The following is a 23,860-nucleotide window of genomic DNA, read 5'->3' as shown; positions in this document are numbered from 1 at the left end:
TATCTGATGGCTCGTCGTCGTCGTCCCGAAAAGCGGGAAATCCTGCCTGATCCCGTATACGGGGATGAGGTCCTGACCAAGTTCATGAATTCGGTGATGCTGGACGGCAAGAAGTCCGTCGCCGAAGGCATCGTCTATTCGGCATTCGAAACCGTCGAGAGCCGCGCGAAGCGCGATCCGCTGGGCGTGTTCCACGATGCGCTGAACAACGTGAAGCCGAACATCGAAGTGCGTTCGCGCCGCGTCGGTGGTGCAACCTACCAGGTGCCGGTCGAAGTCCGCTTCGAACGCGCCCAGGCGCTCGCCATCCGCTGGCTGATCGCCTCGGCCCGCAACCGCAGCGAGAACACCATGTCGGCGCGCCTGTCGGGCGAGCTGATGGATGCCGCCAACAACCGCGGCAACGCAGTGAAGAAGCGCGAAGACACGCACCGCATGGCGGAAGCGAACCGCGCCTTCTCGCACTACCGCTGGTAAGCGCCGAAGCGGTGGCTTTTCACCGCTGACGCAACCGCCTATATCGTGGGGAGCGGGCGACATGCCTCGCTCCCCACATTGCCAAGGAAGCACGATCATGGCCCGCAGCCATCCGCTCGAAAAGTATCGTAACATCGGCATCATGGCCCACATCGATGCCGGCAAGACGACCACGACCGAGCGTATTCTTTACTATACCGGCAAGTCCTACAAGATCGGCGAAGTGCACGAAGGCACCGCCACGATGGACTGGATGGAGCAGGAGCAGGAGCGCGGCATCACCATCACGTCGGCCGCGACGACCTGTTTCTGGAACGACCACCGCATCAACATCATCGACACGCCGGGCCACGTCGACTTCACGATCGAGGTCGAGCGTTCGCTGCGCGTGCTCGACGGCGCGATCACCTGCTTCGACGGCGTCGCCGGCGTGGAGCCGCAGTCGGAGACCGTGTGGCGTCAGGCCGACAAGTACAATGTCCCGCGCATGTGCTTCGTCAACAAGCTGGACCGCACCGGTGCCAATTTCGAACGCTGCGTCGAAATGATCAAGGACCGCCTCGGTGCGCGTCCGGCGGTGCTGTATCTCCCGATCGGTATCGAAGGCGGCTTCAAGGGCCTCGTCGACCTCGTCGAGAACCGCGCGATCATCTGGCTCGAGGAGTCGCTGGGCGCGAAGTTCGAATATCAGGACATTCCGGCCGACCTCGCCGACGCCGCAGCCGCTGCCCGCAGCGAGCTGATCGAAATGGCGGTCGAGCAGGACGACGACGTCATGGAAGCGTATCTGGAGGGTAACGAGCCCGACGTCGCGACCCTGAAGAAGCTGATCCGCAAGGGTACGCTCAGCTCGTCGTTCGTGCCGGTGCTGTGCGGTTCGGCGTTCAAGAACAAGGGCGTGCAGCCCCTGCTCGACGCGGTGATCGACTATCTGCCGTCGCCGCTGGACGTTCCGGCGATCAACGGCCTGAAGCTCGACGGCGAGACCGAAGATTCGCGCGCCGCCGCCGACGACGCGCCGTTCAGCGCGCTGGCGTTCAAGATCATGAACGATCCGTTCGTGGGTACGCTGACCTTCGCCCGCATCTATTCGGGCAAGCTCGAAACCGCTTCCTCGGTCCTGAACTCGGTGAAGGACAAGAAGGAAAAGGTCGGCCGCATGCTGTTGATGCACGCGAATGACCGTGAAGACATCCAGGTCGCCTATGCCGGCGACATCGTGGCGCTGGCGGGTCTGAAGGACACCACCACCGGCGACACGCTGTGCGCGCAGAACGCCCCGATCATCCTCGAGCGGATGGAGTTCCCGGACCCCGTCATCGAAGTGTCGGTGGAGCCGCGGACCAAGGCCGACCAGGAAAAGATGGGCGTGGCGCTCAACCGCCTCGCGCGCGAGGATCCGTCGTTCCGCGTGTCGACCGATCACGAGTCGGGCCAGACCATCCTGAAGGGGATGGGCGAGCTTCACCTCGAGATCATGGTCGATCGCATGAAGCGCGAGTTCAAGGTGGACGCGAACGTCGGTGCGCCGCAGGTGGCGTATCGCGAATATCTCGCCAAGCCGGTCGAGCTGACCTACACCCACAAGAAGCAGTCGGGCGGCTCGGGCCAGTTCGGCGAAGTGAAGGTGAAGGTCGTGCCGGGCGAGCGTGGCTCGGGCTTCCAGTTCTTCGACGAGATCAAGGGCGGCAACATCCCGCGCGAATATATCCCGTCGGTGGAAAAGGGCATGCGCGAGACGGCGACGACCGGTTCGCTGATCGGCTTCCCGATCATCGATTTCGAAGTCCACCTGATCGACGGCAAGTACCATGATGTCGACTCGTCGGCGCTGGCGTTCGAAATCTGCGCGCGCGGTGCAATGCGCGAAGCGGCGCAGAAGGCCGGCATCAAGCTGCTCGAGCCGATCATGAAGGTCGAGGTCGTGACCCCGGAAGACTATCTGGGCGATGTCATCGGCGACATGAACAGCCGTCGCGGCCAGATCCAGGGCACCGACAGCCGCGGCAACGCGCAGACCGTCGACGCGATGGTCCCGCTGGCCAACATGTTCGGCTATGTGAACCAGCTCCGCTCGTTCACCCAGGGTCGCGCGCAATACTCGATGCAGTTCTCGCACTACGACGAAGTGCCGCAGAACGTGGCGGATGAAGTGAAGGCGAAGATGGCCTGAAGTGCACGCAGCCAAGGCAACTTGGCTGCGAGACACTGAAGGCCGGCCGGCGGGGCGGTCGCAAGACCGTCCCGACCGACGACAAGGGATCTACTCCCTTGTCGGCTCCCCCGCACCGGGGGCTGGCAATCCCCCCAAACACCCGCTAAAGGGCCGCGTTCGCGTGGCCCCGGCGGCACCGAATTCGAATCAGAAGGTAGGAAAATGGCTAAGGCAAAATTCGAGCGGAACAAGCCGCACCTCAACATCGGCACCATCGGTCACGTCGACCACGGCAAGACCTCGCTGACCGCCGCGATCACGAAGGTGCTGGCGGACACGATGGGCGGCGTCGCCGTCGATTTCGCCAACATCGACAAGGCCCCGGAAGAGCGTGAGCGCGGCATCACCATCTCGACCGCGCACGTCGAGTACGAGACCGCCGCCCGCCACTATGCGCACGTCGACTGCCCCGGCCACGCCGACTATGTTAAGAACATGATCACCGGCGCGGCGCAGATGGACGGCGCGATCCTGGTCGTGTCGGCCACCGACGGCCCGATGCCGCAGACCAAGGAGCACATCCTGCTCGCCAAGCAGGTCGGCGTTCCCACCATGGTCGTCTTCCTGAACAAGGTCGATCTGGTCGACGACGAGGAAATCCTCGAGCTCGTCGAGATGGAAATCCGCGAAGAACTGTCGAAGCGTGAATTCGACGGCGACAACATTCCGATCATCCGCGGCTCGGCCACCTGCGCCCTGTCGGGTTCGGACCAGAAGCTGGGCCAGGAAGCGATCCTGGAACTGATGAAGGCGGTCGACGAGTCGATCCCGCAGCCGGAGCGTCCGCTGGACAAGCCGTTCATGATGCCGATCGAGGACGTGTTCTCTATCTCGGGTCGCGGCACCGTGGTCACCGGCCGCGTCGAGACCGGCATCGTCAAGGTCGGCGAGGAAGTCGAGATCGTCGGCATCCACGAATCGGTCCGCAAGACCGTCGTGACCGGCGTCGAAATGTTCCGCAAGCTGCTCGACCAGGGCCAGGCCGGCGACAACATCGGCGCGCTGATCCGCGGCGTCGCCCGTGACGAAGTGGAGCGTGGTCAGGTTCTGGCGAAGCCGGGTTCGATCACCCCGCACACCGACTTCCAGTCGTCGGTGTACGTGCTGTCGAAGGACGAGGGTGGCCGTCACACGCCGTTCTTCGCCAACTATCGTCCGCAGTTCTACTTCCGCACGACCGACGTGACCGGCACCATCGAACTGCCGGAAGGCACCGAGATGGTCATGCCGGGCGACGAAGTCGCGCTGGGCGTGAAGCTGATCGCACCGATCGCCATGGACGTCGGCCAGCGTTTCACCATCCGTGAAGGCGGTCGTACCGTCGGCGCAGGGGTTGTCAGCGGCATCGACAAGTAATATAGCGACTCGAACAGGCGGCGGCCCCCGGCGACGGGGGCCGCCGTTTGCTATTTAGTGAGGGCTGTTCGCTTCGCGCTGAGCCGCCCGCTTCGACCTTGGCAGTAATCAAGAGCCGTCCCAACGGCCCGCTCTTTCGCATCGGTAGGACCATGGACAACAATATCCGTATTCGCCTGAAGGCGTTCGACCATCGCGTGCTCGATCAGGCTGCCGGCGATATCGCCGACACCGCGCGCCGCACCGGCGCGCTGATCCGTGGACCCATTCCGCTGCCCACGCACATCGACAAGTTCACGGTCAACCGCGGCCCGCACATCGACAAGAAGTCGCGCGAGCAGTTCGAGACCCGCACCTACAAGCGTCTGCTCGACATCGTGCAGCCGACTCCGCAGACGGTCGACGCGCTGATGAAGCTCGACCTCGCGGCAGGGGTGGACGTAGAGATCAAGCTGGCGTAATAGCCCGCTTGCCGCGACGCAGGGTGATCCGCCCTGTGTCGCGCTTTCGCTTCCCGCCGGTTCGTTCTGAACCAGCGGCGGTAGAGGCCGGGAAAGCACCCAAAGGGATACCGAACGGCACGATGCTTCCGGGCAAGATGCCGTTGTCCGCGTCCCCGCTATCGCGAACGCTACCCGATTGGGGAATGTCCGCGATGTCTGGCCCTGGCGGGGGCGTGCAGATCGCAAGGGCTGGGGCTTCGGAGGCGGGCGACCGCGCACCGGGGCCTTTTTCGTTAGGCAAGCTCGTCGTCAAGACGAGCCTCTGTTGGAGGAGTGGGTCATGCGCACTGGCGTGATCGCGAAGAAAATGGGAATGACCCGGTTGTTCCAGGACGATGGGCGCCACGTGCCCGTCACCGTCCTGCAACTGGAAGACGTGCAGGTCGTCGCCCGTCGTGAGAAGGATCGTGACGGTTACGTCGCGGTGCAGCTCGGCGCCGGCGTCGCCAAGGCGAAGAACGTCGCCAAGCCGCAGCGCGGCCACTTCGGCAAGGCCGAAGTCGCCCCGAAGGCGCGCGTGGTCGAGTTCCGCGTCGATGACGATGCGCTGCTCGATGTCGGTGCGACCATCTCGGCCGACCACTATGTCGCCGGTCAGCTGGTCGACGTGTCGGGCCGTACGCAGGGCAAGGGCTTTGCGGGCGCCATGAAGCGGTGGAACTTCGGCGGTCTGCGCGCGACGCACGGCGTGTCGGTGTCGCACCGTTCGCACGGTTCGACCGGTCAGCGTCAGGATCCGGGCAAGGTCTTCAAGAACAAGAAGATGGCCGGCCACATGGGCGACCGTAACCGCACGCAGCAGAACCTGCAGGTCGTGTCGACCGACGTCGAGCGCGGGCTGATCTTCATCAAGGGTTCGGTTCCCGGTCACAAGGGCAGCTGGCTGACGGTCAAGGACGCGGTGAAGGTCGCGCGCCATGCCGACGCGCCGTACCCCGCTGGCCTGAAGAGCGCCAACAGCAACGACGCGGCCGCACCGGCAGCGACCGACGGCCAGGAGGGCTGATCATGAAGGTCAAGGTACAGACCCTCGATGCCGTCGAGAGCGGTGACATCGAGCTGAACGACGAGGTGTTCGGCCTCGATCCGCGTGCGGACATCCTGCACCGGGTCGTGACCTGGCAGCTCGAGAAGCGTCGCGCCACCGCGCGCGGCACCCGCGAGCGTGCCGACGTCGCCCGCACCGGCAAGAAGCTGGGTCGCCAGAAGGGCGGCGGCGTCGCCCGTCACGGCGATCGCCGCGCACCGGTGTTCATCGGCGGCGGCAAGGCGCACGGCGCCCGCGTCCGCGACTTCAATCCCGGCCTGAACAAGAAGGTTCGCGCGCTGGGCCTGAAGATGGCGCTGTCGAGCCATGCCAAGGCGGGTTCGCTGGTCATCCTCGACGGTCTGACCGTCGAGAACGGCAAGACGCAGGTGCTGCTCGGCAACCTCGCCAAGCTGGGCTTCGGCAAGAAGTCGCTGGTGATCGATGGCGACGCCGTCGAGAACAGCTTCGCATTGGCCGCCCGCAACCTGCGCCAGGTCAATGTCCTGCCCGCCGGTGGCGCCAACGTCTACGACATTCTGAAGCACGACACGCTGGTGCTGACCCGCGCGGCGATCGAAAAGCTGGAGGCCCGCTTCAATGGCTAAGCAGCAGCAGTCGGCGATCGACATCCGTCACTATGACGTGGTGCTGAGCCCGCACATCACCGAAAAGGCGACGATGCTCTCCGAGCACAACGCGGTCGTTTTCAAGGTCGCGAACAAAGCGTCGAAGCCGGAGATCAAGGCAGCGGTCGAAGCGCTGTTCAACGTCACCGTCACCGGCGTCAACACGATCGTGACCAAGGGCAAGACCAAGAAGTGGAAGGGCGCGCCCTACACTCGCTCGGACTTCAAGAAGGCGATCGTGACGCTGGCCGAAGGCCAGTCGATCGACATTACCGAGGGGGCCAAGTAACATGGCACTCAAGCAATATAACCCGACCACGCCGTCGCAGCGTGGCCTGGTCCTGATCGACCGTTCGGCGCTGTACAAGGGCCGTCCGGTCAAGTCGCTGACCGAAGGCAAGACCAAGACCGGCGGTCGCAACAACAAGGGCCATGTGACCTCGCGCGGCATCGCCGGCGGTCACAAGCAGCGCTACCGCATCATCGACTTCAAGCGTCGGTTGTGGGACGTCGAGGGCACCGTGGAGCGGATCGAATATGATCCCAACCGCACCGCCTTCATCGCGCTCGTGAACTATGGTGCGGACGAAGCGGGCAAGGACCGCGTCGCCTACATCATCGCGCCGCAGCGTCTGAACGTCGGCGACAAGGTGATCGCGGGCAAGAAGACCGACGTTAAGCCGGGCAACGCGATGGAACTGGGCCAGGTGCCGGTCGGCACGATCGTCCACAACATCGAGATGAAGCCGGGCAAGGGCGGTCAGATCGCCCGTTCGGCCGGCACGTACGTGCAGGTCGTCGGCCGCGACAAGGGCATGGTGATCGTCCGCCTGAACTCGGGCGAGCAGCGCTACATCCACGCCGCCTGCATGGCGACGATCGGTGCGGTGTCGAACCCCGACAACCAGAACCAGAATCTGGGCAAGGCCGGCCGCAACCGCTGGAAGGGCATCCGCCCGCTGACCCGCGGCGTCGCCAAGAACCCGGTCGACCACCCGCATGGCGGTGGTGAAGGCCGGACCTCGGGCGGTCGTCATCCGGTCACCCCGTGGGGCAAGCCGACCAAGGGCGCGCGCACGCGGCACAACAAGGCGACGGACAAGATGATCATCCGTAGCCGTCACGCGAAGAAGAAGGGCTAAGCGATGGCTCGTTCCGTATGGAAGGGTCCGTTCGTGGACCTCAATCTGCTGAAGAAGGCGGAAGTGGCGCAGGACGCCGGCACCCGTGCCGGCCCGATCAAGACCTGGTCGCGCCGCTCGACGATTCTCCCGCAGTTCGTCGGCCTGACGTTCAACGTCTACAATGGCCGCAAGTTCGTGCCGGTTTCGGTCAACGAGGACATGGTGGGCATGAAGCTCGGTGAGTTCGCGCCGACGCGCTTCTTCCCCGGCCACGCCGCCGACAAGAAGGGCAAGCGCTGATGAGCAAGCAGGCAGCACCCCGCCGCGTCGGTGACAAGGAGGCCCTGGCGGTCGCGACCCAGGTTCGCGGCTCGGCCCAGAAGCTGAACCTCGTCGCCGCGCTGATCCGCAACCGCAAGGCCGGTGAAGCGATGAACATCCTCGCCTTCTCGAAGAAGGCGATGGCGGTCGATGTCCGCAAGTGCCTCGCCTCGGCGATCGCGAATGCGGAAAACAACCACAACCTCGACGTCGACGCACTCGTCGTCAAGGAAGCCTCGGTCGGCAAGTCGATCACGATGAAGCGTTTCGCGACCCGCGGTCGCGGCAAGTCGACGCGCATCCTGAAGCCGTTCAGCCGCGTGCGCATCGTCGTGTCCGAGGTGGAGGAAGCGTAATGGGTCACAAATCCAATCCCATCGGTCTGCGTCTGCAGATCAACCGCACCTGGGACAGCCGTTGGTATGCCGAAGGCGCCGACTATGGCCGTCTGCTGCTGGAGGATCTCAAGATCCGCCAGTACATCATGAAGACGCTGCCGCAGGCCGCGATCTCCAAGGTGGTGATCGAGCGTCCGGCCAAGCTGTGCCGCATCTCGATCTTCGCGGCCCGCCCCGGTGTCATCATCGGCAAGAAGGGCACCGACATCGAGAAGCTTCGCCGCAAGCTCGGCTCGATGACCTCGTCCGACGTGTCGCTGAACATCGTCGAGATCCGCAAGCCGGAAATCGATGCCAAGCTCGTCGCGCAGGGCATTGCCGACCAGCTCGAGCGTCGTATCGCCTTCCGCCGCGCCATGAAGCGTGCGGTGCAGTCGGCGATGCGTCTGGGTGCCGACGGCATCCGCGTCGCTTGCGGCGGTCGTCTGGGCGGTGCGGAAATCGCCCGTTCGGAAGGCTATCGCGAAGGTCGCGTGCCGCTGCACACGCTGCGTGCCAACCTCGACTATGCCGAGGCCCAGGCGCACACTGCGTATGGCGTCTGCGGCGTCAAGGTCTGGATCTTCAAGGGTGAGATCCTCGGCCATGACCCGATGGCGCAGGACCGGCTGATGATGGAGGCTCAGACCTCCGGCGTGCGCCCCGCGCGCGACGATCACCGCCGCTAAGGATGATGTGAGATGCTGCAACCAAAGCGCACCAAATTCCGCAAGGCCTTCAAGGGCCGCATCCATGGCGATGCCAAGGGCGGTACGTCGCTGAACTTCGGGTCGTACGGCCTGAAGGCGATGGAGCCCGAGCGGATCACCGCCCGCCAGATCGAAGCGGCCCGCCGCGCGATCACGCGCCACATCAAGCGCCAGGGTCGCCTCTGGATCCGGATCTTCCCGGATCTGCCGGTGTCGTCGAAGCCTGCCGAAGTCCGCATGGGCTCGGGCAAGGGTTCGCCCGAATTCTGGGTCGCCCGCGTCAAGCCGGGTCGTATCCTGTTCGAACTGGACGGCGTGCCCGGCCCGCTCGCCGCGGAAGCGTTCTCGCGCGCCGCGATGAAGCTGCCGATCGCGGTCAAGGTCGTTGCCCGTCTGGGCGACACCTCGCACCTGGAGGGTTGATTATGACGAAGGCAACCGATCTTCGCGCCAAGAGCGACGACCAGCTGGTCGACGAGCTGACCAGCCTGAAGCGTGAGGCGTTCAACCTCCGCTTCCAGGCGGCGACCAGCCAGCTGGAAAAGCCGACCCGCGTGAAGGAAGTCCGTCGCGACATCGCGCGGATCAAGACGCTGCAAGGCGAGCGTTCGCGCTCGTCCGACAAGTAAGGACGAGAGACATGCCGAAGCGTGTGCTGACCGGGATGATCGTCTCGGACAAGACCGACAAGACGGTGGTGGTGAGCGTGGAGCGGAAGGTCAAGCACCCGCTCTATGGCAAGATCATCCGCCGTTCGAAGAAGTACCATGCCCATGACGAGGGCAACGAGTATCGCGAAGGCGAGACCGTGCGCATCGAAGAGACCGCGCCGATCTCGAAGCTGAAGACCTGGAAGGTGATCGAGCGGGTCAACACCCACGCGACGCCGGCAGAGGTCGCGGCCGAGGCGTAAGCCTTCGCATGGGGTGGGGCGGTCGCGTACAGTCTCGCCGTACACCGTCGCCCCGGCGCAGGCTGGGGCATCCTTCCACGAGAGCGCGCTCGCGTGGATCGGGATTCCAGCCTTCGCTGGAATGACGGAATACGGTTGATGGGATCGCGACTGTCCCTCTCCAACGCAATTCCGGGATCAGACCCGGAGGGTACGAACATTCGCGGAGGGGCGCTTGCCTTTTCGCCATGGGGCGGTTAATGGGCCGCTCCCCCCGGCGCGGTATGCCCGCAGCCGGGGGTTCATTTTTAGCAGGCGGGGTCCGGTCGGAATCGGCCCCATAGGGTAGGGAATCGCATCCATGATTCAGATGCAATCCAATCTCGACGTCGCTGACAACAGCGGCGCGAAGCGGGTGCAGTGCATCAAGGTGCTTGGCGGGTCCAAGCGCCGCGTGGCGGGCGTCGGCGACGTCATCGTCGTCAGCATCAAGGAAGCCGCTCCGCGCGGCCGCGTGAAGAAGGGTGACGTGCACCGTGCCGTCATCGTTCGCACCGCCAAGGACATCCGTCGCACCGACGGTTCGGTGATCCGTTTCGACGGCAACGCCGCGGTGCTGGTCAACAAGAACGAGGAGCCGATCGGGACCCGTATCTTTGGCCCGGTGGTCCGCGAGCTGCGCTCGAAGGGCTTCATGAAGATCATCTCGCTCGCCCCTGAGGTGCTGTAATGGCTGCTGCGAAGATCAAGAAGGGCGACACCGTGATCGTCCTGTCCGGCAAGGACAAGGGCAAGACCGGTCAGGTCACCCAGTCGATGCCGAAGGACGGCAAGGTCGTCGTGTCCGGCGTGAACATCGCCGTGCGCCACAAGAAGCCGAACCAGGCCGACCCGCAGGGTGGCCTAGTGCGTTCGGAAGCGCCGATGCACGTCAGCAAGGTCGCGCATGTCGTCGACGGCAAGCCGACGCGCGTCCGCTTCGAAGAGCGTGACGGCAAGAAGGTCCGGGTTGCCGTAAAGGGCGGGGAGGTCATCAATGGCTGACGCATACAAGCCGCGCATGAAGGCGATCTATGACGATCGCATCGTGAAGGCGATGACCGAGAAGTTCGGTTACAAGAACGTGATGGAAATCCCGCGTCTCGACAAGATCGTCCTGAACATGGGCGTGGGCGAGGCGACGCAGGACAAGAAGAAGGTCGAGCAGGCCAGCTCCGAAATGGAACTGATCGCCGGCCAGAAGCCTGTCGTCACGAAGGCGAAGAAGTCGATCGCGCAGTTCAAGTTGCGCGAAGGCATGGCGATCGGCTGCAAGGTCACGCTGCGCCGCGAGCGGATGTACGAATTCCTCGACCGCTTCATCACCATCGCGCTTCCCCGCGTCCGCGACTTTCGTGGCCTGAACCCGAAGTCGTTCGACGGCCGTGGCAACTATGCCTGCGGCATCAAGGAACAGATCGTGTTCCCCGAAATCAACTATGACCGCATCGACAAGGTGCGCGGCATGGATGTGATCGTGACCACCACCGCCAAGACCGACGAAGAGGCTCGCGAGCTTCTGCGTCTCTTCGGTTTCCCCTTCCCGCAGGAAGAGGGCGCCGAGGAAAAGAAGGCGGCATAACCAAAACCGCTCCCCTTCGCCGGGGAGCGGCCTGTGCTTTACTAGAGAGAGCTTAAGTCCATGGCGAAACTGAGTTCCGTGAACAAGAACGAGCGTCGGCGCGCGCTCGTCAAGAAATTCGCGCCCAAATATGCGAAGCTGAAGGCGATCGCAGCCGACCAGTCGCTCGACGAGACCGAGCGTCTGATCGCGCGGCTGAAGATGGCCGAGATTCCCCGCAACGGGAATCCGACCCGCATCCGCAACCGTTGCGAGCTGACGGGTCGTCCCCGCGGCTATTATCGCAAGTTCCGTCTCGCCCGCGTCATGCTGCGTGAACTGGCCAACAAGGGCCTGATCCCCGGCGTCACGAAGTCGAGCTGGTAAGGAACACAGCAATGGCATTGACCGATCCCCTGGGTGACATGCTCACCCGCATCCGCAACGGCCAGCGCGCGCGCAAGGACTCCGTCCTGACGCCCGCCAGCAAGTTGCGGGCCCGTGTCCTCGACGTGTTGCAGCGCGAGGGCTATATCCGTGGCTACAGCGAAGAGCAGATGGGCCCCGCGGCCGGTATCCGCATCGAGCTGAAGTATTTCGAAGGCCAGCCGGCGATCAAGCACGTCGCGCGCGTCTCGAAGCCCGGCCGTCGCGTCTATTCGGGTTCGCAGGAACTGCCGAAGGTCCGCAACGGCCTTGGCATCACCATCGTCTCGACGCCGCGTGGCGTTCTGTCCGACGCCGAAGCGCGCGAACAGAATGTCGGTGGCGAAGTGCTCGCGGAGGTCTTCTGATGAGCCGCATCGGTAAGAAGGCAGTCCCGGTTCCGGCCGGCGTGACCGCCAACATCGCAGGGCGCGAGCTGAGCGTCAAAGGCCCCAAGGGCACGCTGACGCTGCCGCTGGCGGACGACATCGCCTATGCCGTCGAAGGCGACACCATCTCGGTGCAGCCGGCGAACGACACCAAGCGCGCGCGCGCGTTCTGGGGCATGCAGCGCACGCTCGTGCAGAACCTGGTCACCGGTGTGACCACCGGCTTCACCAAGAAGCTGCTGATCACCGGCGTCGGCTATCGCGCCGCGGCACAGGGCAAGAACCTGAAGCTGCAGCTCGGCTACAGCCACGACGTCAACATCGACGTGCCGGAAGGCATCGAGATCAAGACGCCGGACCAGACCACGATCGAAATCAGCGGGATCGACAAGCAGAAGGTCGGTCAGATCGCTGCCGAGATCCGTCGTTGGCGGAAGCCGGAGCCGTACAAGGGCAAGGGCATCAAGTACGACGGCGAGTTCATCTTCCGCAAGGAAGGGAAGAAGAAGTAATGACCAAGGGTCTCTCCCTCTTCGAGAAGCGCCGTCGGCGCAATCGCACCGCGCTGAAGGCGCGTTCGGGCGGCCGTGCGCGGCTGTCGATCCATCGTTCGGGCAAGCACATCTATGCCCAGGTCATCGACGACGCAGCGGGCCGTACGGTCGCTGCCGCATCGACCCTGGAAAAGGACGTGCGCGGCACCTCGGGCGCGAACGTCGATGCCGCCAAGGGTGTCGGTACCCGCGTGGCGGAGGCGGCGAAGGCCGCCGGCGTGACGCAGGTCGTGTTCGACCGTGGCGGCTTCCTGTTCCACGGCCGCGTCAAGGCGCTGGCCGAGGCCGCCCGCGAAGCCGGATTGGAGTTCTAAGACATGGCTGACGAAAACAATCAGGCCGAAACCCCCGCCGCCGACGTGTCGGCAGCGCCGGGTGGCGAGCAGCCGCAGGGGCGTGGCGCCCGTGGCGGTCGCGGTCGCGGCGGTCCGGGTGGTCCCGGCGGCGGCGGTGGTCGCGGTGGTCGTGACGGCAACCGTGGCGGGCGTCGCGACGACCGTCGCGGCGGTCAGGACGACGGCGGCGAGGAGCTGATCGAAAAGCTCGTCCACATCAACCGCGTGTCGAAGACGGTGAAGGGCGGCAAGCGCTTCGGTTTCGCCGCGCTCGTCGTCGTGGGCGACGGCAAGGGTCGCGTCGGCTTCGGCCATGGCAAGGCGCGCGAAGTGCCGGAAGCCATTTCGAAGGCGACCGCCGCTGCCAAGAAGGCGATGGTCCGCGTTCCGCTCAAGGACGGTCGCACGCTGCACCATGACGGCAACGGTCACTTCGGTGCCGGTCGCGTGACGCTGCGTTCGGCGCCTGCCGGTACCGGCATCATCGCGGGTGGCCCGATGCGCGCCATCTTCGAATCGCTGGGCGTGGCCGACGTCGTGACCAAGTCGGTCGGTACGTCGAACCCGTACAACATGATCCGCGCAACCTTCGAGGCGCTGAACGACCAGTCGTCGCCGAAGGCGGTGGCCCAGCGTCGCGGTAAGAAGATCGCCGACCTGCTGGGTCGTGGCGGATCGCAGACCGCCGAGGCTGACGCCGCGGCGATCGTGGAGTAACGAGCGATGGCAACCGTCAAGATCACCCAGACCGGGTCGCCGATCCGCCGGACCAAGGACCAGCGCGCGACGCTGATCGGTCTCGGCCTCAACAAGATGCACAAGACCGTGGAACTGGCCGACACCCCCGAGGTGCGTGGCATGATCCGCAAGGTGCAGCACATGGTGTCGGTCGAAGGCTGAGGCCTTCCACCTTTACCGGTGACAAATGCGGGGAGGGGGGCTAAGCGGCCCCCTTCCTCATTTTTTCAGCGCGAACATAGCGAAAGCGAGTGCAACACATGAAACTCAACGAAATCCGCGACAACGACGGCGCCCGCAAGAGCAAGATGCGCGTCGGACGCGGCATCGGCTCGGGCAAGGGCAAGACCGCCGGTCGCGGCCAGAAGGGCCAGAAGAGCCGCGAAGGCGTCTCTATCGCCGGCTTCGAAGGCGGCCAGATGCCGTTGCACATGCGCATCCCGAAGCGCGGCTTCAACAACATCTTCGCCAAGGACTATGCCGAAGTGAACCTCGGCGCGATCCAGAAGGCGATCGACGCCGGCAAGATCGAGGCCGGTGCCACGCTCGACCACGCCGCGCTGAAGGCCGCGAACCTGGCCCGTGGCGGCAAGGACGGCGTCCGTCTGCTCGGCAAGGGCGAACTGACCGCCAAGCTGACCTTCACCGTTGCCGGTGCGTCGAAGTCGGCGATCGAGGCGGTCGAGAAGGCCGGCGGTTCGGTTTCGGTCATCGAAGTCGTGCCTGCGCACGAGAAGGCCGCCGCCAAGAAGGGCAAGACGCTGGCCGCCAAGAAGGCTGCGCACGCGTAAGCCTGCGGACTGCCGTTCATCCTGAGTAGCCGCTGAGCGAAGTCGAAGCGGCGTATCGAAGGATCGCCCATGGTGGCGTACCTCGATACGGGCCTTCGACTTCGCTCAGTCCCTACTCGGCATGAACGGGTGGCGCGACAAGGTGTCGCTCCCCCTTAGACATCCCGGCTACAACCCCTATATGGTCGCCGGGGGGTGGGCTTGCGGCCCGCCAGCATCATTCGGGACAAATCCATGGCATCGGCCGCCGACGGTCTCGCGACCAATCTCAATCTGTCGAAATTCGGTCAGGCGACCGAACTCAAGAAGCGCCTGTGGTTTACGCTCGGGGCACTGATCGTGTTCCGCATGCTGAGCTATGTGCCGTTGCCGGGCATCGACCCGACGCAGCTCGGCCTGCTCGCCAACCAGACGCAGGGCGGCGTTCTCGACTTCTTCAACACCTTTTCAGGCGGTGCGCTGACGCGCATGTCGGTCGTCGCGCTGGGCGTCATGCCCTATATTACCGCGTCGATCGTCGTGCAGCTCGCGACCTCGCTCAGTCCGCAGCTCGCCGCCATCAAGAAGGAAGGCGAATCGGGCCGAAAGAAGCTGAACCAGTATACCCGCTACGGCACGGTGCTGCTGACCGCGATCCAGGGCTATACCATCGCCGTCGGGCTGGAGGCGTTCGGCGCCTCGGCCGGAGCGCAGGCGGTGATCGAGCCGGGCATGACGTTCCGCGTCGCCGCGGTCGTCTCGCTGATCGGCGGCACGATGTTCCTGATGTGGCTGGGCGAACAGATCACCAGCCGCGGCATCGGCAACGGCATCTCGCTCATCATCATGGCCGGCATCGTCGCGCATCTGCCGACGACGCTGCTCCAGCTGTTCGAGGGCAGCCGTTCGGGCACGATGAACCCGATCACGCTGATCGGCATCATCGTCGCCGTCGCCGGCCTCGTCCTGTTCATCTGCTTCATGGAGCGCGCGCAGCGCCGCATCCTGATCCAGTACCCCAAGCGCCAGACGGCGCGCGGGGTGCAGGCCGATCGCAGCCACCTGCCGCTCAAGATCAATACCGCAGGCGTGATCCCGCCGATCTTCGCGTCGTCGCTGCTGCTGATGCCGGTGACGATCACCCAGTTCGCCGGACAGGCGACGGCGGGCGAAAGCCGCTGGGGTGATTTCATCATCACGCTCAACCAGTATCTGGCGCATGGCCAGCCGCTGTACATGCTGCTGTACGGCGCGGGGATCGTGTTTTTCTCGTTCTTCTACACCGCGATCGTCTTCAACCCGGAAGAGACCGCCGACAACCTGAAGCGCTATGGCGGGTTCGTTCCCGGCATCCGCCCGGGCAAGAATACCGAGAATTACTTCGACTATGTCCTGACCCGGATCACGGTGATCGGCGCGGCCTATCTGGTCATCATCTGCCTGTTGCCCGAATATCTGGTTTCGGCGCTGTCGATTCCCTTCTATCTGGGCGGCACCAGCCTGCTCATCGTGGTCAACGTCACGATGGACACGGTGACGCAGATTCAGTCGCACCTGCTGGCGCACCAGTATGGCGACCTCATCAAGAAGGCGAAGCTCAAGGGCGGACGCCTGCGCTGACGCGCAACAGGATCAAGGGGGCAGCAATGGACATCATCCTTCTCGGACCGCCGGGCGCGGGCAAGGGGACCCAGGCCGCGCGGCTCGAATCGGCGCGCGGCATGGTGCAGCTCTCGACGGGCGACATGCTGCGCGCCGCGGTGAAGGCCGGCAGCCCGGTCGGGTTGCAGGCCAGGGCGGTGATGGATGCCGGCGAGCTGGTGTCGGACGCGATCGTCTCGGCGCTGATCGGCGAGCGGCTCGACCAACTGGGCGATCGCGGCGCGATCTTCGACGGCTACCCCCGCACGGCGGCGCAGGCCGACGCGCTGGATCTGCTGCTCGAGCATCGTGGCCGCGCCCTGACGCAGGTGATCGAACTGGTCGTCGACGAGGACGCGCTGGTCGAGCGCATCGTCGGCCGCTTCACCTGTGCCAATTGTGGTGCCGGCTATCACGACACGTTCAAGCAGCCGAAGGTTGCGGGCGTCTGCGACGCGTGCGGCGCGACCGAGTTCAAGCGGCGGCCCGACGACAACGAGGATACGGTGCGCACGCGGATGGTCGAGTACCGCGCGAAGACCGCGCCGATCCTGCCGCTCTACGAAGCGCGCGGCCTGGTCCACCGCGTCGACGGCATGGCTGACATGGACGACGTGACCGCACAGATCGCGGCGATCCTCGACAAGTGACGGGACGGGAAGGGCACTAGCCTGCCCTTCACCTGCCCACGATGAACGTCACCCCGGCGCAGGCTGCGGTCTCCCGGTCGGGGCGCGGCGTGCCCGGCACGCAAGGGCCCAGCTTGCACCGGGGCAACGTATCGGGATGATGGCGGCCCGCATATCGCCCCCGCATGTCGGCTAACGCCCCACGCCCTATCCCGATTTTGGTTCCGTCTGCCGGTTGACACTGCGGGAATCGGTCCGTATCAGCGATCCACCCCGACATACCGGTTACGGCGGCGCTTTTGCGCGTTCGCCGCGATCGCGCGTGACGGGTCGCAACGCTACGAGATGAAGCCCGCTGCCATGCGGCGCTTCGTGGAGCTGGGAGAATTTAGTTCATGGCACGTATCGCGGGTGTTAATATCCCGACCAACAAGCGCGTAATCATCGCGCTGCAGTATATCCATGGTATCGGCCCGGCAAAGGCCAGGCAGTTGACCGACCAGCTCGGCATCGCGGCGGAACGCCGGGTGCAGGACTTGAGCGACCAAGAAGTGCTGCAGATCCGCGAAGCGATCGACGCGAGCCACACCGTGGAAGGCGACCTGCGTCGCCAGACCGCGATGAACATCAAGCGCCTGATGGACCTCGCCTGCTATCGTGGCCTGCGTCACCGCAAGGGCCTGCCGGTCCGCGGCCAGCGCACGCACACCAATGCGCGCACCCGCAAGGGCAAGGCGAAGCCGATCGCGGGTAAGAAGAAGTAAGAAACAGTCCGGGGGACTGTTTTTAACTTCTTCTCCGTCGGAGACAGGGTTGAGGCCGACCGCCTCCCGATCTCCGTACCACGCACGATACTCAGGTCAGGATTTCCACAAATGGCACGTGAACCGCAGCGCCTTCGCCGTCGCGAGCGCAAGAACATCACCGCCGGCGTCGCCCATGTGAACGCCAGCTTCAACAACACCATGATTACGATCACCGATGCCCAGGGCAACGCGATTTCGTGGTCGTCGGCCGGCGCCATGGGCTTCAAGGGCTCGCGCAAGTCGACCCCGTATGCCGCGCAGGTCGCTGCCGAGGACGCCGGCCGCAAGGCTGCCGATCACGGCGTGCGCACCCTCGAAGTTGAAGTGAAGGGCCCGGGTTCGGGTCGTGAGTCGGCATTGCGCGCGTTGCAGGCGGTCGGGTTCCAGATTACGTCGATCCGCGACGTGACCTCGATCCCGCACAACGGCGTGCGCCCGTCGAAGCGTCGTCGCGTCTGATCTGTGCCTGCCGCCCCGCCGGGTTCGTCCGGCGGGGCCGTTCTTTCATGGCGCGGACCCGTCCTTTCCGCGCCGCCAAGCTAGGGGAAGCCCGTGTCCGTCAACGCTAAGAACTGGCAGGAACTCAAGAAGCCGAGCGGCCTCGAGAAGAAGCCGGGCGGCGATCCCAAGCGCCGTTCGACCTTCGTCGCCGAACCGCTGGAGCGGGGCTTCGGCCTGACGCTCGGCAACGCGCTGCGTCGCGTGCTGCTCTCGTCGCTGCAGGGCGCCGCCGTCACCTCGATCAAGATCGAGAATGTCCTTCACGAATTTTCCAGCCTTGCCGGCGTCCGCGAGGACGTGACCGACATGGTGCTGAACGTGAAGCAGATCGCGCTCCGGATGCAGGGCGAAGGCCCGAAGCGTCTGCAGCTGTCCGTCACCGGCCCGGCCGAGGTGAAGGCCGGAGACATCGCCGTCACCGGCGATATCGAGGTCATGAACCCCGAACTGGTGCTGTGCCATCTCGACGATGGTGCGACGCTCAACATGGAACTGACCGCGGACGTCGGTAAGGGCTATGTGCCTGCCGCCGGCAACCGTCCGGCCGATGCGCCGATCGGCCTGATCCCGGTCGACGCGCTGTATTCGCCGGTCCGCCAGGTCAGCTACAAGGTCGAGAACACCCGCGTCGGGCAGGAACTCGACTATGACAAGCTGACGCTGACGATCGAGACCGACGGCACCGTCACGCCGGAGGACGCGCTGGCCTATGCCGGTCGCATCCTGCAGGACCAGCTGGCGCTGTTCGTCCACTTCGACGATTCGACGCTGCCCCGCGCTGCCACCACCGGCACGCAGGTCGCAGCGCCGCAGAGCGAAGGGCAGGGCGATACCGCGCAGATCAACCGCTACCTGCTCAAGAAGGTCGACGAGCTCGAACTGTCGGTCCGCTCGGCCAACTGCCTCAAGAACGACAACATCATCTATATCGGCGATCTGGTCCAGAAGACCGAGGCCGAGATGCTGCGCACCCCGAATTTCGGCCGCAAGTCGCTGAACGAAATCAAGGAAGTGCTGTCGTCGATGGGCCTTCGCCTCGGCATGGACATCCCCGGATGGCCGCCCGAGAACATTGAAGAGATGGCGAAGAAGCTCGAACAGGAGATTATGGGGTGAGGCCGAGCCGCACCGGGATAGCGCAAGCTATTCCGGAGGCGGCGACAGCCCGGCCGGCGAGCTTTTAGCTCGTCCGACGACACGGGCTTCGCCCGTGTCGGGCCAGTTTCCAGATTAGCGGCAAGTGTGACTTTCGTGACCTTTGCCGCCAACAGGCGAACCGGTGGCGGCCTCTGACAGCCACCAGCTCTGGGGATTCCGACGACGGGCCCCATCAAAGTATTACTTTGATGGGAACCCTCCACGGCCCCTTAACGAACGAAGGAAATTCCCATGCGTCATCGCGTCGGCGGCCGTAAGCTGCAGCGTACCTCGGCCCATCGTCTGGCCCTGTTCCGCAACATGTCGGCCGCGCTCATCAAGCATGAGCAGATCACCACGACCGTCGCCAAGGCGAAGGAACTGCGCCCGTACATCGAAAAGCTGATTACGCTGGCGAAGAAAGGCGGCCTGTCGAACCGCCGTCTCGCGCACGCTCGTCTGCTCGACGATGTCCAGTTGGTGAAGCTGTTCGACGTGCTGGCGTCGCGTTATGCCGACCGCAACGGCGGCTACACCCGCATCATCAAGGCCGGCATCCGTGCATCGGACGCCTCGCCGATGGCGATCATCGAGTTCGTCGACCGCGACGTCTCGGCCAAGGGTCAGGACTCGGGTCCGGTCCTGACCGACGAGGATTTCGACGAAGCCGCCTGATCGGCGTTTCGCTCGAGTGACAGGGAAGGGCGGTCGTACTTCGGTACGGCCGCCCTTTTCCGTTCGTCCGCGTAACATTGTCTCCACGGGCTTGCGTGGTGCGTCGCTTGGCGTATCGTGCCGGTAACGCCGGATACCGTCCGGCCTGTCCCGTGGAGCAACGATGTACCGCCATGCCCTTGCCGCGATCGCGTGCCTGATGACCAGCACGACTGCCCTTGCCCAGACCATCGTCTATCCGCAGACCCGCACCGTCGATCAGGTCGACGAACAGTTCGGCGTGAAGGTCGCCGATCCGTATCGCTGGCTGGAGAACGACGTCCGCAACGACCCGCAGGTCGCGGCATGGGTCGCGGCGGAGAACAAGGTGACCGACGCCTATCTGGCGACGCTGCCCGGCCGCGATATCTTCAAGAACCGCCTGACCCGGTTGTTCGACTATGAACGCGTCGGCGTGCCGCAGCGGGAGGGCGGCCGCTATTTCTACGGCCGCAATTCGGGGCTGCAGAACCAGTCGGTGCTCTATGTCCGCGACAGCGTGAACGGGCCGGGCCGGGTGCTGATCGATCCCAATGGCTGGTCGAAGGACGGCGCGACCGCGCTCGCCGAATGGTCGCCGTCGAAGGACGGCAAGCGGCTGCTCTATTCGATCCAGGACGGCGGCAGCGACTGGCGCAAGCTGCGCGTGCTCGACGTCGACACCGGCAAGGTGCTCGACGACCAGATCGACTGGGTCAAGTACGGCCTGTCGGCGTCGTGGGTGAAGGACGGTTCGGGCTTCTATTACGCACGCTTCCCGACCCCGGAAAAGGGGCAGGAGTTCCAGAGCCAGAATCTGAACGCCAAGGTCTATTTCCACAAGCTGGGCACGCCGCAGACCGCCGACCGGCTGATCTACGAACGGCCCGACCAGCCGCGCTTCACCTTCTATCCGGGCATCACCGACGACGGCCGCTGGCTCATCATCTCGACCAGCGGTCCGGGCGACCATACGGAGATCGCGGTCCTCGACCTGACAAAGCCGGACGACAAGCCCCGCATGATCGTCAACACCGACAATGTCGACTGGAACACGGTGGGCTCGAAGGACAGCACGCTGTTCCTGACCACGACGCAGGGTGCGCCGCGGCTGCGCGTCGTGACGCTCGACATGGCCGCCGCCAACCCGGTGCCGCAGGAAGTGGTGCCGCAGGAAAAGGCGGTGCTGAACGGCGCGTCGCTGGTAGGCGGGCGGATCATGGCGGCGTATCTGGTCGACGCGAAGACCGAGGTGAAGCGCTTCACCCTCGACGGCAAGCCCGACGGCACGATCGCGCTGCCGGGCATCGGCACGGTCAGCGGGGTCGGCGGCGAACTGGACAACAACGAGGGTTTCTTCGCCTTCTCCAGCTTCGCGACGCCGACCACCGTCTATCGCTACGACGTCGCGACCCGTGCGGTGACGCCATGGGCGACGCCGAAGGTCGCGTTCGATCCGGCGCAGTATGACGTGCGCCAGCGCTTCTACACGTCGAAGGACGGGACGAAGGTCCCGATGTTCATCGTCAAGCGCAAGGACGTGACCAAACCGGCGCCGACGCTGCTCTACGCCTATGGCGGGTTCAACGTGCCGATCCTGCCGGGCTTCTCGCCGGGGCGTATCGCGTGGCTCGAACAGGGCGGCGTGCTGGCGGTGGCGAACATCCGCGGCGGCAGCGAATATGGCAAGGAATGGCACGACGGCGGCAAGCTGCTGAACAAGCAGAACGTCTTCGACGACTTCATCGCCGCGGGCGAGGATCTGATCGCACAGGGGGTGACCGGCAAGGGGCAGCTGGCGATCCAGGGCGGATCGAATGGCGGCCTGCTGGTCGGCGCGGTCGTCAACCAGCGCCCCGATCTGTTCGCCGCCGCGCTGCCGGCGGTGGGCGTGATGGACATGCTGCGCTTTGACCGCTTCACCGCCGGGCGCTACTGGGTCGACGATTACGGCGTGCCGGCGAAGGAAGCCGATTTCCGCAACCTGCTGACCTATTCGCCGTACCACAATGTGAAGGGCGGCGTGACCTATCCGGCGATCCTCGCGACCACCGCCGACACCGACGACCGCGTGGTGCCGGGCCATACCTTCAAATACACCGCGATGCTCCAGTCGAAGGACATCGGCCCGAAGCCCCACCTCGTCCGCATAGAAACCCGCGCCGGCCACGGCTCGGGCAAGCCGACCGACAAGGTGATCGAGGAAACCGCCGACCTGTGGGCGTTCATCGCCAAATGGACGGGCATGACGGTGAAGCCGATCGGCTGACAAAACGACGCCGCGCGGGGCTGGCACCCGCGCGGCGCTCTGCTATCGGGTGGCCATGAACGAGACCCCCGATTCCATCCTGATCGTCGACTTTGGCAGCCAGGTGACCCAGCTGATCGCCCGCCGCGTGCGCGAGGCCGGTGTCTATTCCGAAATCGTCCCCTTCCAGAAGGCCGAGGCGGCATTTGCCCGCATGGCGCCGAAGGGCGTGATCCTGTCGGGCGGTCCCGCCTCGGTCTGCGACGAAGGCTCGCCCCGCGCCCCGCAGACGATCTTCGATGCGGGCGTGCCGGTGCTGGGCATCTGCTACGGCCAGCAGGTGATGACCGAGCAGCTCGGCGGCAAGGTCGAGAAGGGCCATTCGGGCGAGTTCGGCGAAGCCTATGTCGAGGTCGGCGAGTCCTGCGCGTTGTTCGACGGACTCTGGACCACCGGCGAACGGCATCAGGTGTGGATGAGCCATGGCGACAAGGTCGCGGCGATCGCTCCCGGTTTCCGCGTGGTCGCGACCAGCCCCGGTGCGCCCTTCGCGATCATCGCCGACGACGACCGTCGCTATTATGGCGCGCAATTCCATCCGGAGGTCGTCCACACCCCCGACGGCGCGAAGCTGATCGCCAATTTCGCGCGCCACGTCTGCGGTTTAGCGGGCGACTGGACCATGGCCGAGTTCCGCGACGCCAAGATCGCCGAGATCCGCGAGCAGGTCGGCGACGGCAAGGTCATCTGCGGGCTGTCGGGCGGCGTCGACTCGTCGGTCGCGGCGCTGCTGATCCACGAGGCGATCGGCGACCAGCTGACCTGCGTGTTCGTCGATGGCGGCATCCTGCGCGCAGGGGAGGCCGAACAGGTCGTCAGCCTGTTCCGCGGCCATTACAACATTCCACTGGTCCATGTGGACGCCCAGGACCTGTTCATGGACGGCCTGGCGGGCGTCACCGACCCGGAAGCCAAGCGCAAGTTCATCGGCAAGACCTTCATCGACGTGTTCGAGGCGGAGGCGAAGAAGATCGGCGGCGCGCAGTTCCTTGCGCAGGGCACGCTCTATCCCGACGTGATCGAGAGCGTCAGCTTCACCGGCGGCCCGTCCGTCACGATCAAGAGCCACCACAATGTCGGCGGCCTGCCCGAACGCATGAACATGGCGCTGGTCGAACCGCTGCGCGAACTGTTCAAGGACGAGGTTCGCGCGCTGGGCCGCGAACTGGGCTTGCCCGATGTCTTCGTCGGCCGTCACCCGTTCCCCGGACCCGGCCTCGCCATCCGTATCCCCGGCGAGGTGACGCGCGAACGCTGCGACATCCTGCGCAAGGCCGACGCGATCTATCTAGAGGAAATCCGCAACGCCGGGCTGTACGACACGATCTGGCAGGCGTTCGCAGTGCTGCTGCCGGTGCGCAGCGTCGGCGTGATGGGCGACGGCCGCACCTACGACAACGTCCTCGCGTTGCGCGCGGTGACCTCGACCGACGGCATGACCGCGCAGGCGTTCCAGTTCCCCGGCGACTTCCTGCCGCGCGTGGCGACCCGGATCATCAACGAGGTGAAGGGCATCAACCGCGTCACCTACGACTATACCAGCAAGCCGCCGGGCACGATCGAGTGGGAATGACCGGGTAGCGCGTAATGACCCGCCCCAGCCTGAACGTCACCCCAGCGCAGGCTGGGGTCTCTGGCGGCTCCTGTTCCGCGCTATCACAGGGAGACCCCAGCCGCGCTGGAGTGGACGTACGACCGCCCC

At 65.0% G+C, this 23,860-nt stretch carries 32 protein-coding genes; all 32 read left to right on the top strand.

Going from position 1 to position 23,860, the window contains the following annotated elements; translation table 11 throughout:
• Positions 1-6 precede the first annotated feature (6 nt).
• The 32 genes from rpsG (at position 7) to guaA (ending at position 23,731) form a co-directional block, all read left to right on the top strand.
• Positions 7-477, top strand: a complete 471-nt coding sequence (gene rpsG, locus QLH51_RS12000) for a 30S ribosomal protein S7 (RefSeq protein WP_055763657.1) — start codon at positions 7-9, stop codon at positions 475-477.
• A gap of 97 nt (positions 478-574) precedes the next feature.
• Complete coding sequence (gene fusA, locus QLH51_RS11995; protein WP_125659317.1) at positions 575-2,650, top strand: elongation factor G; 2,076 nt, start codon at positions 575-577, stop codon at positions 2,648-2,650.
• 204 nt (positions 2,651-2,854) lie between these two features.
• Positions 2,855-4,048: an elongation factor Tu gene (tuf, locus tag QLH51_RS11990; protein WP_055763289.1), complete on the top strand. Its 1,194-nt coding sequence runs from the start codon at positions 2,855-2,857 to the stop codon at positions 4,046-4,048.
• A 152-nt stretch (positions 4,049-4,200) separates the two neighbouring features.
• Positions 4,201-4,509 carry a 30S ribosomal protein S10 gene (rpsJ, locus tag QLH51_RS11985; RefSeq protein WP_033921125.1) on the top strand — a complete coding sequence of 103 codons (309 nt, stop codon included), beginning with the start codon at positions 4,201-4,203 and terminating at the stop codon, positions 4,507-4,509.
• 322 nt (positions 4,510-4,831) lie between these two features.
• Positions 4,832-5,557: a 50S ribosomal protein L3 gene (gene rplC / locus QLH51_RS11980; RefSeq protein WP_125659314.1), complete on the top strand. Its 726-nt coding sequence runs from the start codon at positions 4,832-4,834 to the stop codon at positions 5,555-5,557.
• Between the two features lie 2 nt (positions 5,558-5,559).
• Positions 5,560-6,186, top strand: coding sequence for a 50S ribosomal protein L4 (gene rplD, locus QLH51_RS11975; protein WP_125659311.1), 627 nt, complete (start codon positions 5,560-5,562; stop codon positions 6,184-6,186).
• Positions 6,179-6,496, top strand: coding sequence for a 50S ribosomal protein L23 (locus QLH51_RS11970; protein ID WP_055763296.1), 318 nt, complete (start codon positions 6,179-6,181; stop codon positions 6,494-6,496). The genes rplD and QLH51_RS11970 overlap by 8 nt, the downstream gene beginning before the upstream one ends.
• A gap of 1 nt (position 6,497) precedes the next feature.
• Positions 6,498-7,349, top strand: coding sequence for a 50S ribosomal protein L2 (gene rplB / locus QLH51_RS11965; RefSeq protein ID WP_125659309.1), 852 nt, complete (start codon positions 6,498-6,500; stop codon positions 7,347-7,349).
• A gap of 3 nt (positions 7,350-7,352) precedes the next feature.
• Positions 7,353-7,631, top strand: coding sequence for a 30S ribosomal protein S19 (gene rpsS / locus QLH51_RS11960; protein WP_055763302.1), 279 nt, complete (start codon positions 7,353-7,355; stop codon positions 7,629-7,631).
• Complete coding sequence (rplV, locus tag QLH51_RS11955; protein WP_055790398.1) at positions 7,631-8,008, top strand: 50S ribosomal protein L22; 378 nt, start codon at positions 7,631-7,633, stop codon at positions 8,006-8,008. The genes rpsS and rplV overlap by 1 nt, the downstream gene beginning before the upstream one ends.
• A complete protein-coding gene (rpsC, locus tag QLH51_RS11950) occupies positions 8,008-8,718 on the top strand; it encodes a 30S ribosomal protein S3 (RefSeq protein WP_125659306.1) in 711 nt (236 codons plus the stop codon). Before rplV ends, rpsC begins: the two co-directional genes overlap by 1 nt.
• Before the next feature lie 12 nt (positions 8,719-8,730).
• The gene (gene rplP, locus QLH51_RS11945) at positions 8,731-9,162 is read left to right on the top strand and encodes a 50S ribosomal protein L16 (protein ID WP_055790394.1); all 432 of its coding nucleotides are present in this window, start codon (positions 8,731-8,733) and stop codon (positions 9,160-9,162) included.
• 2 nt (positions 9,163-9,164) lie between these two features.
• Positions 9,165-9,368 carry a 50S ribosomal protein L29 gene (gene rpmC / locus QLH51_RS11940; protein ID WP_125659303.1) on the top strand — a complete coding sequence of 68 codons (204 nt, stop codon included), beginning with the start codon at positions 9,165-9,167 and terminating at the stop codon, positions 9,366-9,368.
• 11 nt (positions 9,369-9,379) lie between these two features.
• The gene (gene rpsQ, locus QLH51_RS11935) at positions 9,380-9,652 is read left to right on the top strand and encodes a 30S ribosomal protein S17 (protein WP_125659300.1); all 273 of its coding nucleotides are present in this window, start codon (positions 9,380-9,382) and stop codon (positions 9,650-9,652) included.
• A 340-nt stretch (positions 9,653-9,992) separates the two neighbouring features.
• The gene (rplN, locus tag QLH51_RS11930) at positions 9,993-10,361 is read left to right on the top strand and encodes a 50S ribosomal protein L14 (RefSeq protein ID WP_055790388.1); all 369 of its coding nucleotides are present in this window, start codon (positions 9,993-9,995) and stop codon (positions 10,359-10,361) included.
• Positions 10,361-10,675, top strand: coding sequence for a 50S ribosomal protein L24 (gene rplX / locus QLH51_RS11925; protein ID WP_125659297.1), 315 nt, complete (start codon positions 10,361-10,363; stop codon positions 10,673-10,675). Before rplN ends, rplX begins: the two co-directional genes overlap by 1 nt.
• Complete coding sequence (gene rplE / locus QLH51_RS11920) at positions 10,668-11,252, top strand: 50S ribosomal protein L5 (protein WP_125659295.1); 585 nt, start codon at positions 10,668-10,670, stop codon at positions 11,250-11,252. Before rplX ends, rplE begins: the two co-directional genes overlap by 8 nt.
• 60 nt (positions 11,253-11,312) lie before the next feature.
• Positions 11,313-11,618 carry a 30S ribosomal protein S14 gene (gene rpsN, locus QLH51_RS11915; protein WP_055756896.1) on the top strand — a complete coding sequence of 102 codons (306 nt, stop codon included), beginning with the start codon at positions 11,313-11,315 and terminating at the stop codon, positions 11,616-11,618.
• 11 nt (positions 11,619-11,629) lie between these two features.
• On the top strand, positions 11,630-12,025 hold the full coding sequence (gene rpsH / locus QLH51_RS11910; RefSeq protein ID WP_033921102.1) for a 30S ribosomal protein S8: 396 nt from the start codon (positions 11,630-11,632) through the stop codon (positions 12,023-12,025).
• Entirely contained in the window at positions 12,025-12,558 is a 534-nt protein-coding gene (gene rplF, locus QLH51_RS11905) for a 50S ribosomal protein L6 (protein ID WP_055790375.1), read from the top strand. Before rpsH ends, rplF begins: the two co-directional genes overlap by 1 nt.
• The gene (rplR, locus tag QLH51_RS11900) at positions 12,558-12,914 is read left to right on the top strand and encodes a 50S ribosomal protein L18 (protein WP_125659292.1); all 357 of its coding nucleotides are present in this window, start codon (positions 12,558-12,560) and stop codon (positions 12,912-12,914) included. The genes rplF and rplR overlap by 1 nt, the downstream gene beginning before the upstream one ends.
• Before the next feature lie 3 nt (positions 12,915-12,917).
• The gene (gene rpsE / locus QLH51_RS11895; RefSeq protein WP_125659289.1) at positions 12,918-13,652 is read left to right on the top strand and encodes a 30S ribosomal protein S5; all 735 of its coding nucleotides are present in this window, start codon (positions 12,918-12,920) and stop codon (positions 13,650-13,652) included.
• Between the two features lie 6 nt (positions 13,653-13,658).
• Positions 13,659-13,835, top strand: a complete 177-nt coding sequence (rpmD, locus tag QLH51_RS11890) for a 50S ribosomal protein L30 (RefSeq protein WP_055763335.1) — start codon at positions 13,659-13,661, stop codon at positions 13,833-13,835.
• 98 nt (positions 13,836-13,933) lie between these two features.
• A complete protein-coding gene (rplO, locus tag QLH51_RS11885; protein WP_125659286.1) occupies positions 13,934-14,464 on the top strand; it encodes a 50S ribosomal protein L15 in 531 nt (176 codons plus the stop codon).
• 234 nt (positions 14,465-14,698) lie between these two features.
• Positions 14,699-16,063 (top strand): preprotein translocase subunit SecY, encoded by a 1,365-nt coding sequence (gene secY, locus QLH51_RS11880; protein WP_125659283.1) that lies wholly within the window; start codon positions 14,699-14,701, stop codon positions 16,061-16,063.
• 26 nt (positions 16,064-16,089) lie between these two features.
• Positions 16,090-16,734 carry an adenylate kinase gene (locus tag QLH51_RS11875; RefSeq protein ID WP_125659280.1) on the top strand — a complete coding sequence of 215 codons (645 nt, stop codon included), beginning with the start codon at positions 16,090-16,092 and terminating at the stop codon, positions 16,732-16,734.
• A 374-nt stretch (positions 16,735-17,108) separates the two neighbouring features.
• Positions 17,109-17,477, top strand: coding sequence for a 30S ribosomal protein S13 (gene rpsM, locus QLH51_RS11870; RefSeq protein ID WP_125659277.1), 369 nt, complete (start codon positions 17,109-17,111; stop codon positions 17,475-17,477).
• A 111-nt stretch (positions 17,478-17,588) separates the two neighbouring features.
• Positions 17,589-17,978, top strand: coding sequence for a 30S ribosomal protein S11 (gene rpsK, locus QLH51_RS11865; RefSeq protein WP_055756871.1), 390 nt, complete (start codon positions 17,589-17,591; stop codon positions 17,976-17,978).
• Positions 17,979-18,071: 93 nt separating this feature from the next.
• On the top strand, positions 18,072-19,136 hold the full coding sequence (locus QLH51_RS11860) for a DNA-directed RNA polymerase subunit alpha (RefSeq protein ID WP_125659274.1): 1,065 nt from the start codon (positions 18,072-18,074) through the stop codon (positions 19,134-19,136).
• A 273-nt stretch (positions 19,137-19,409) separates the two neighbouring features.
• The gene (gene rplQ, locus QLH51_RS11855; RefSeq protein WP_125659270.1) at positions 19,410-19,832 is read left to right on the top strand and encodes a 50S ribosomal protein L17; all 423 of its coding nucleotides are present in this window, start codon (positions 19,410-19,412) and stop codon (positions 19,830-19,832) included.
• A 199-nt stretch (positions 19,833-20,031) separates the two neighbouring features.
• The gene (locus QLH51_RS11850; protein WP_206429109.1) at positions 20,032-22,119 is read left to right on the top strand and encodes a prolyl oligopeptidase family serine peptidase; all 2,088 of its coding nucleotides are present in this window, start codon (positions 20,032-20,034) and stop codon (positions 22,117-22,119) included.
• A 55-nt stretch (positions 22,120-22,174) separates the two neighbouring features.
• The gene (guaA, locus tag QLH51_RS11845; protein WP_125659264.1) at positions 22,175-23,731 is read left to right on the top strand and encodes a glutamine-hydrolyzing GMP synthase; all 1,557 of its coding nucleotides are present in this window, start codon (positions 22,175-22,177) and stop codon (positions 23,729-23,731) included.
• The last annotated feature ends 129 nt before the right edge of the window (positions 23,732-23,860 follow it).

Origin of the sequence: Sphingomonas sp. 2R-10 (assembly GCF_030062225.1) — a bacterium.
GTDB lineage: Bacteria > Pseudomonadota > Alphaproteobacteria > Sphingomonadales > Sphingomonadaceae > Sphingomonas.
This window is presented reverse-complemented; position numbering and strand designations above follow the sequence as displayed.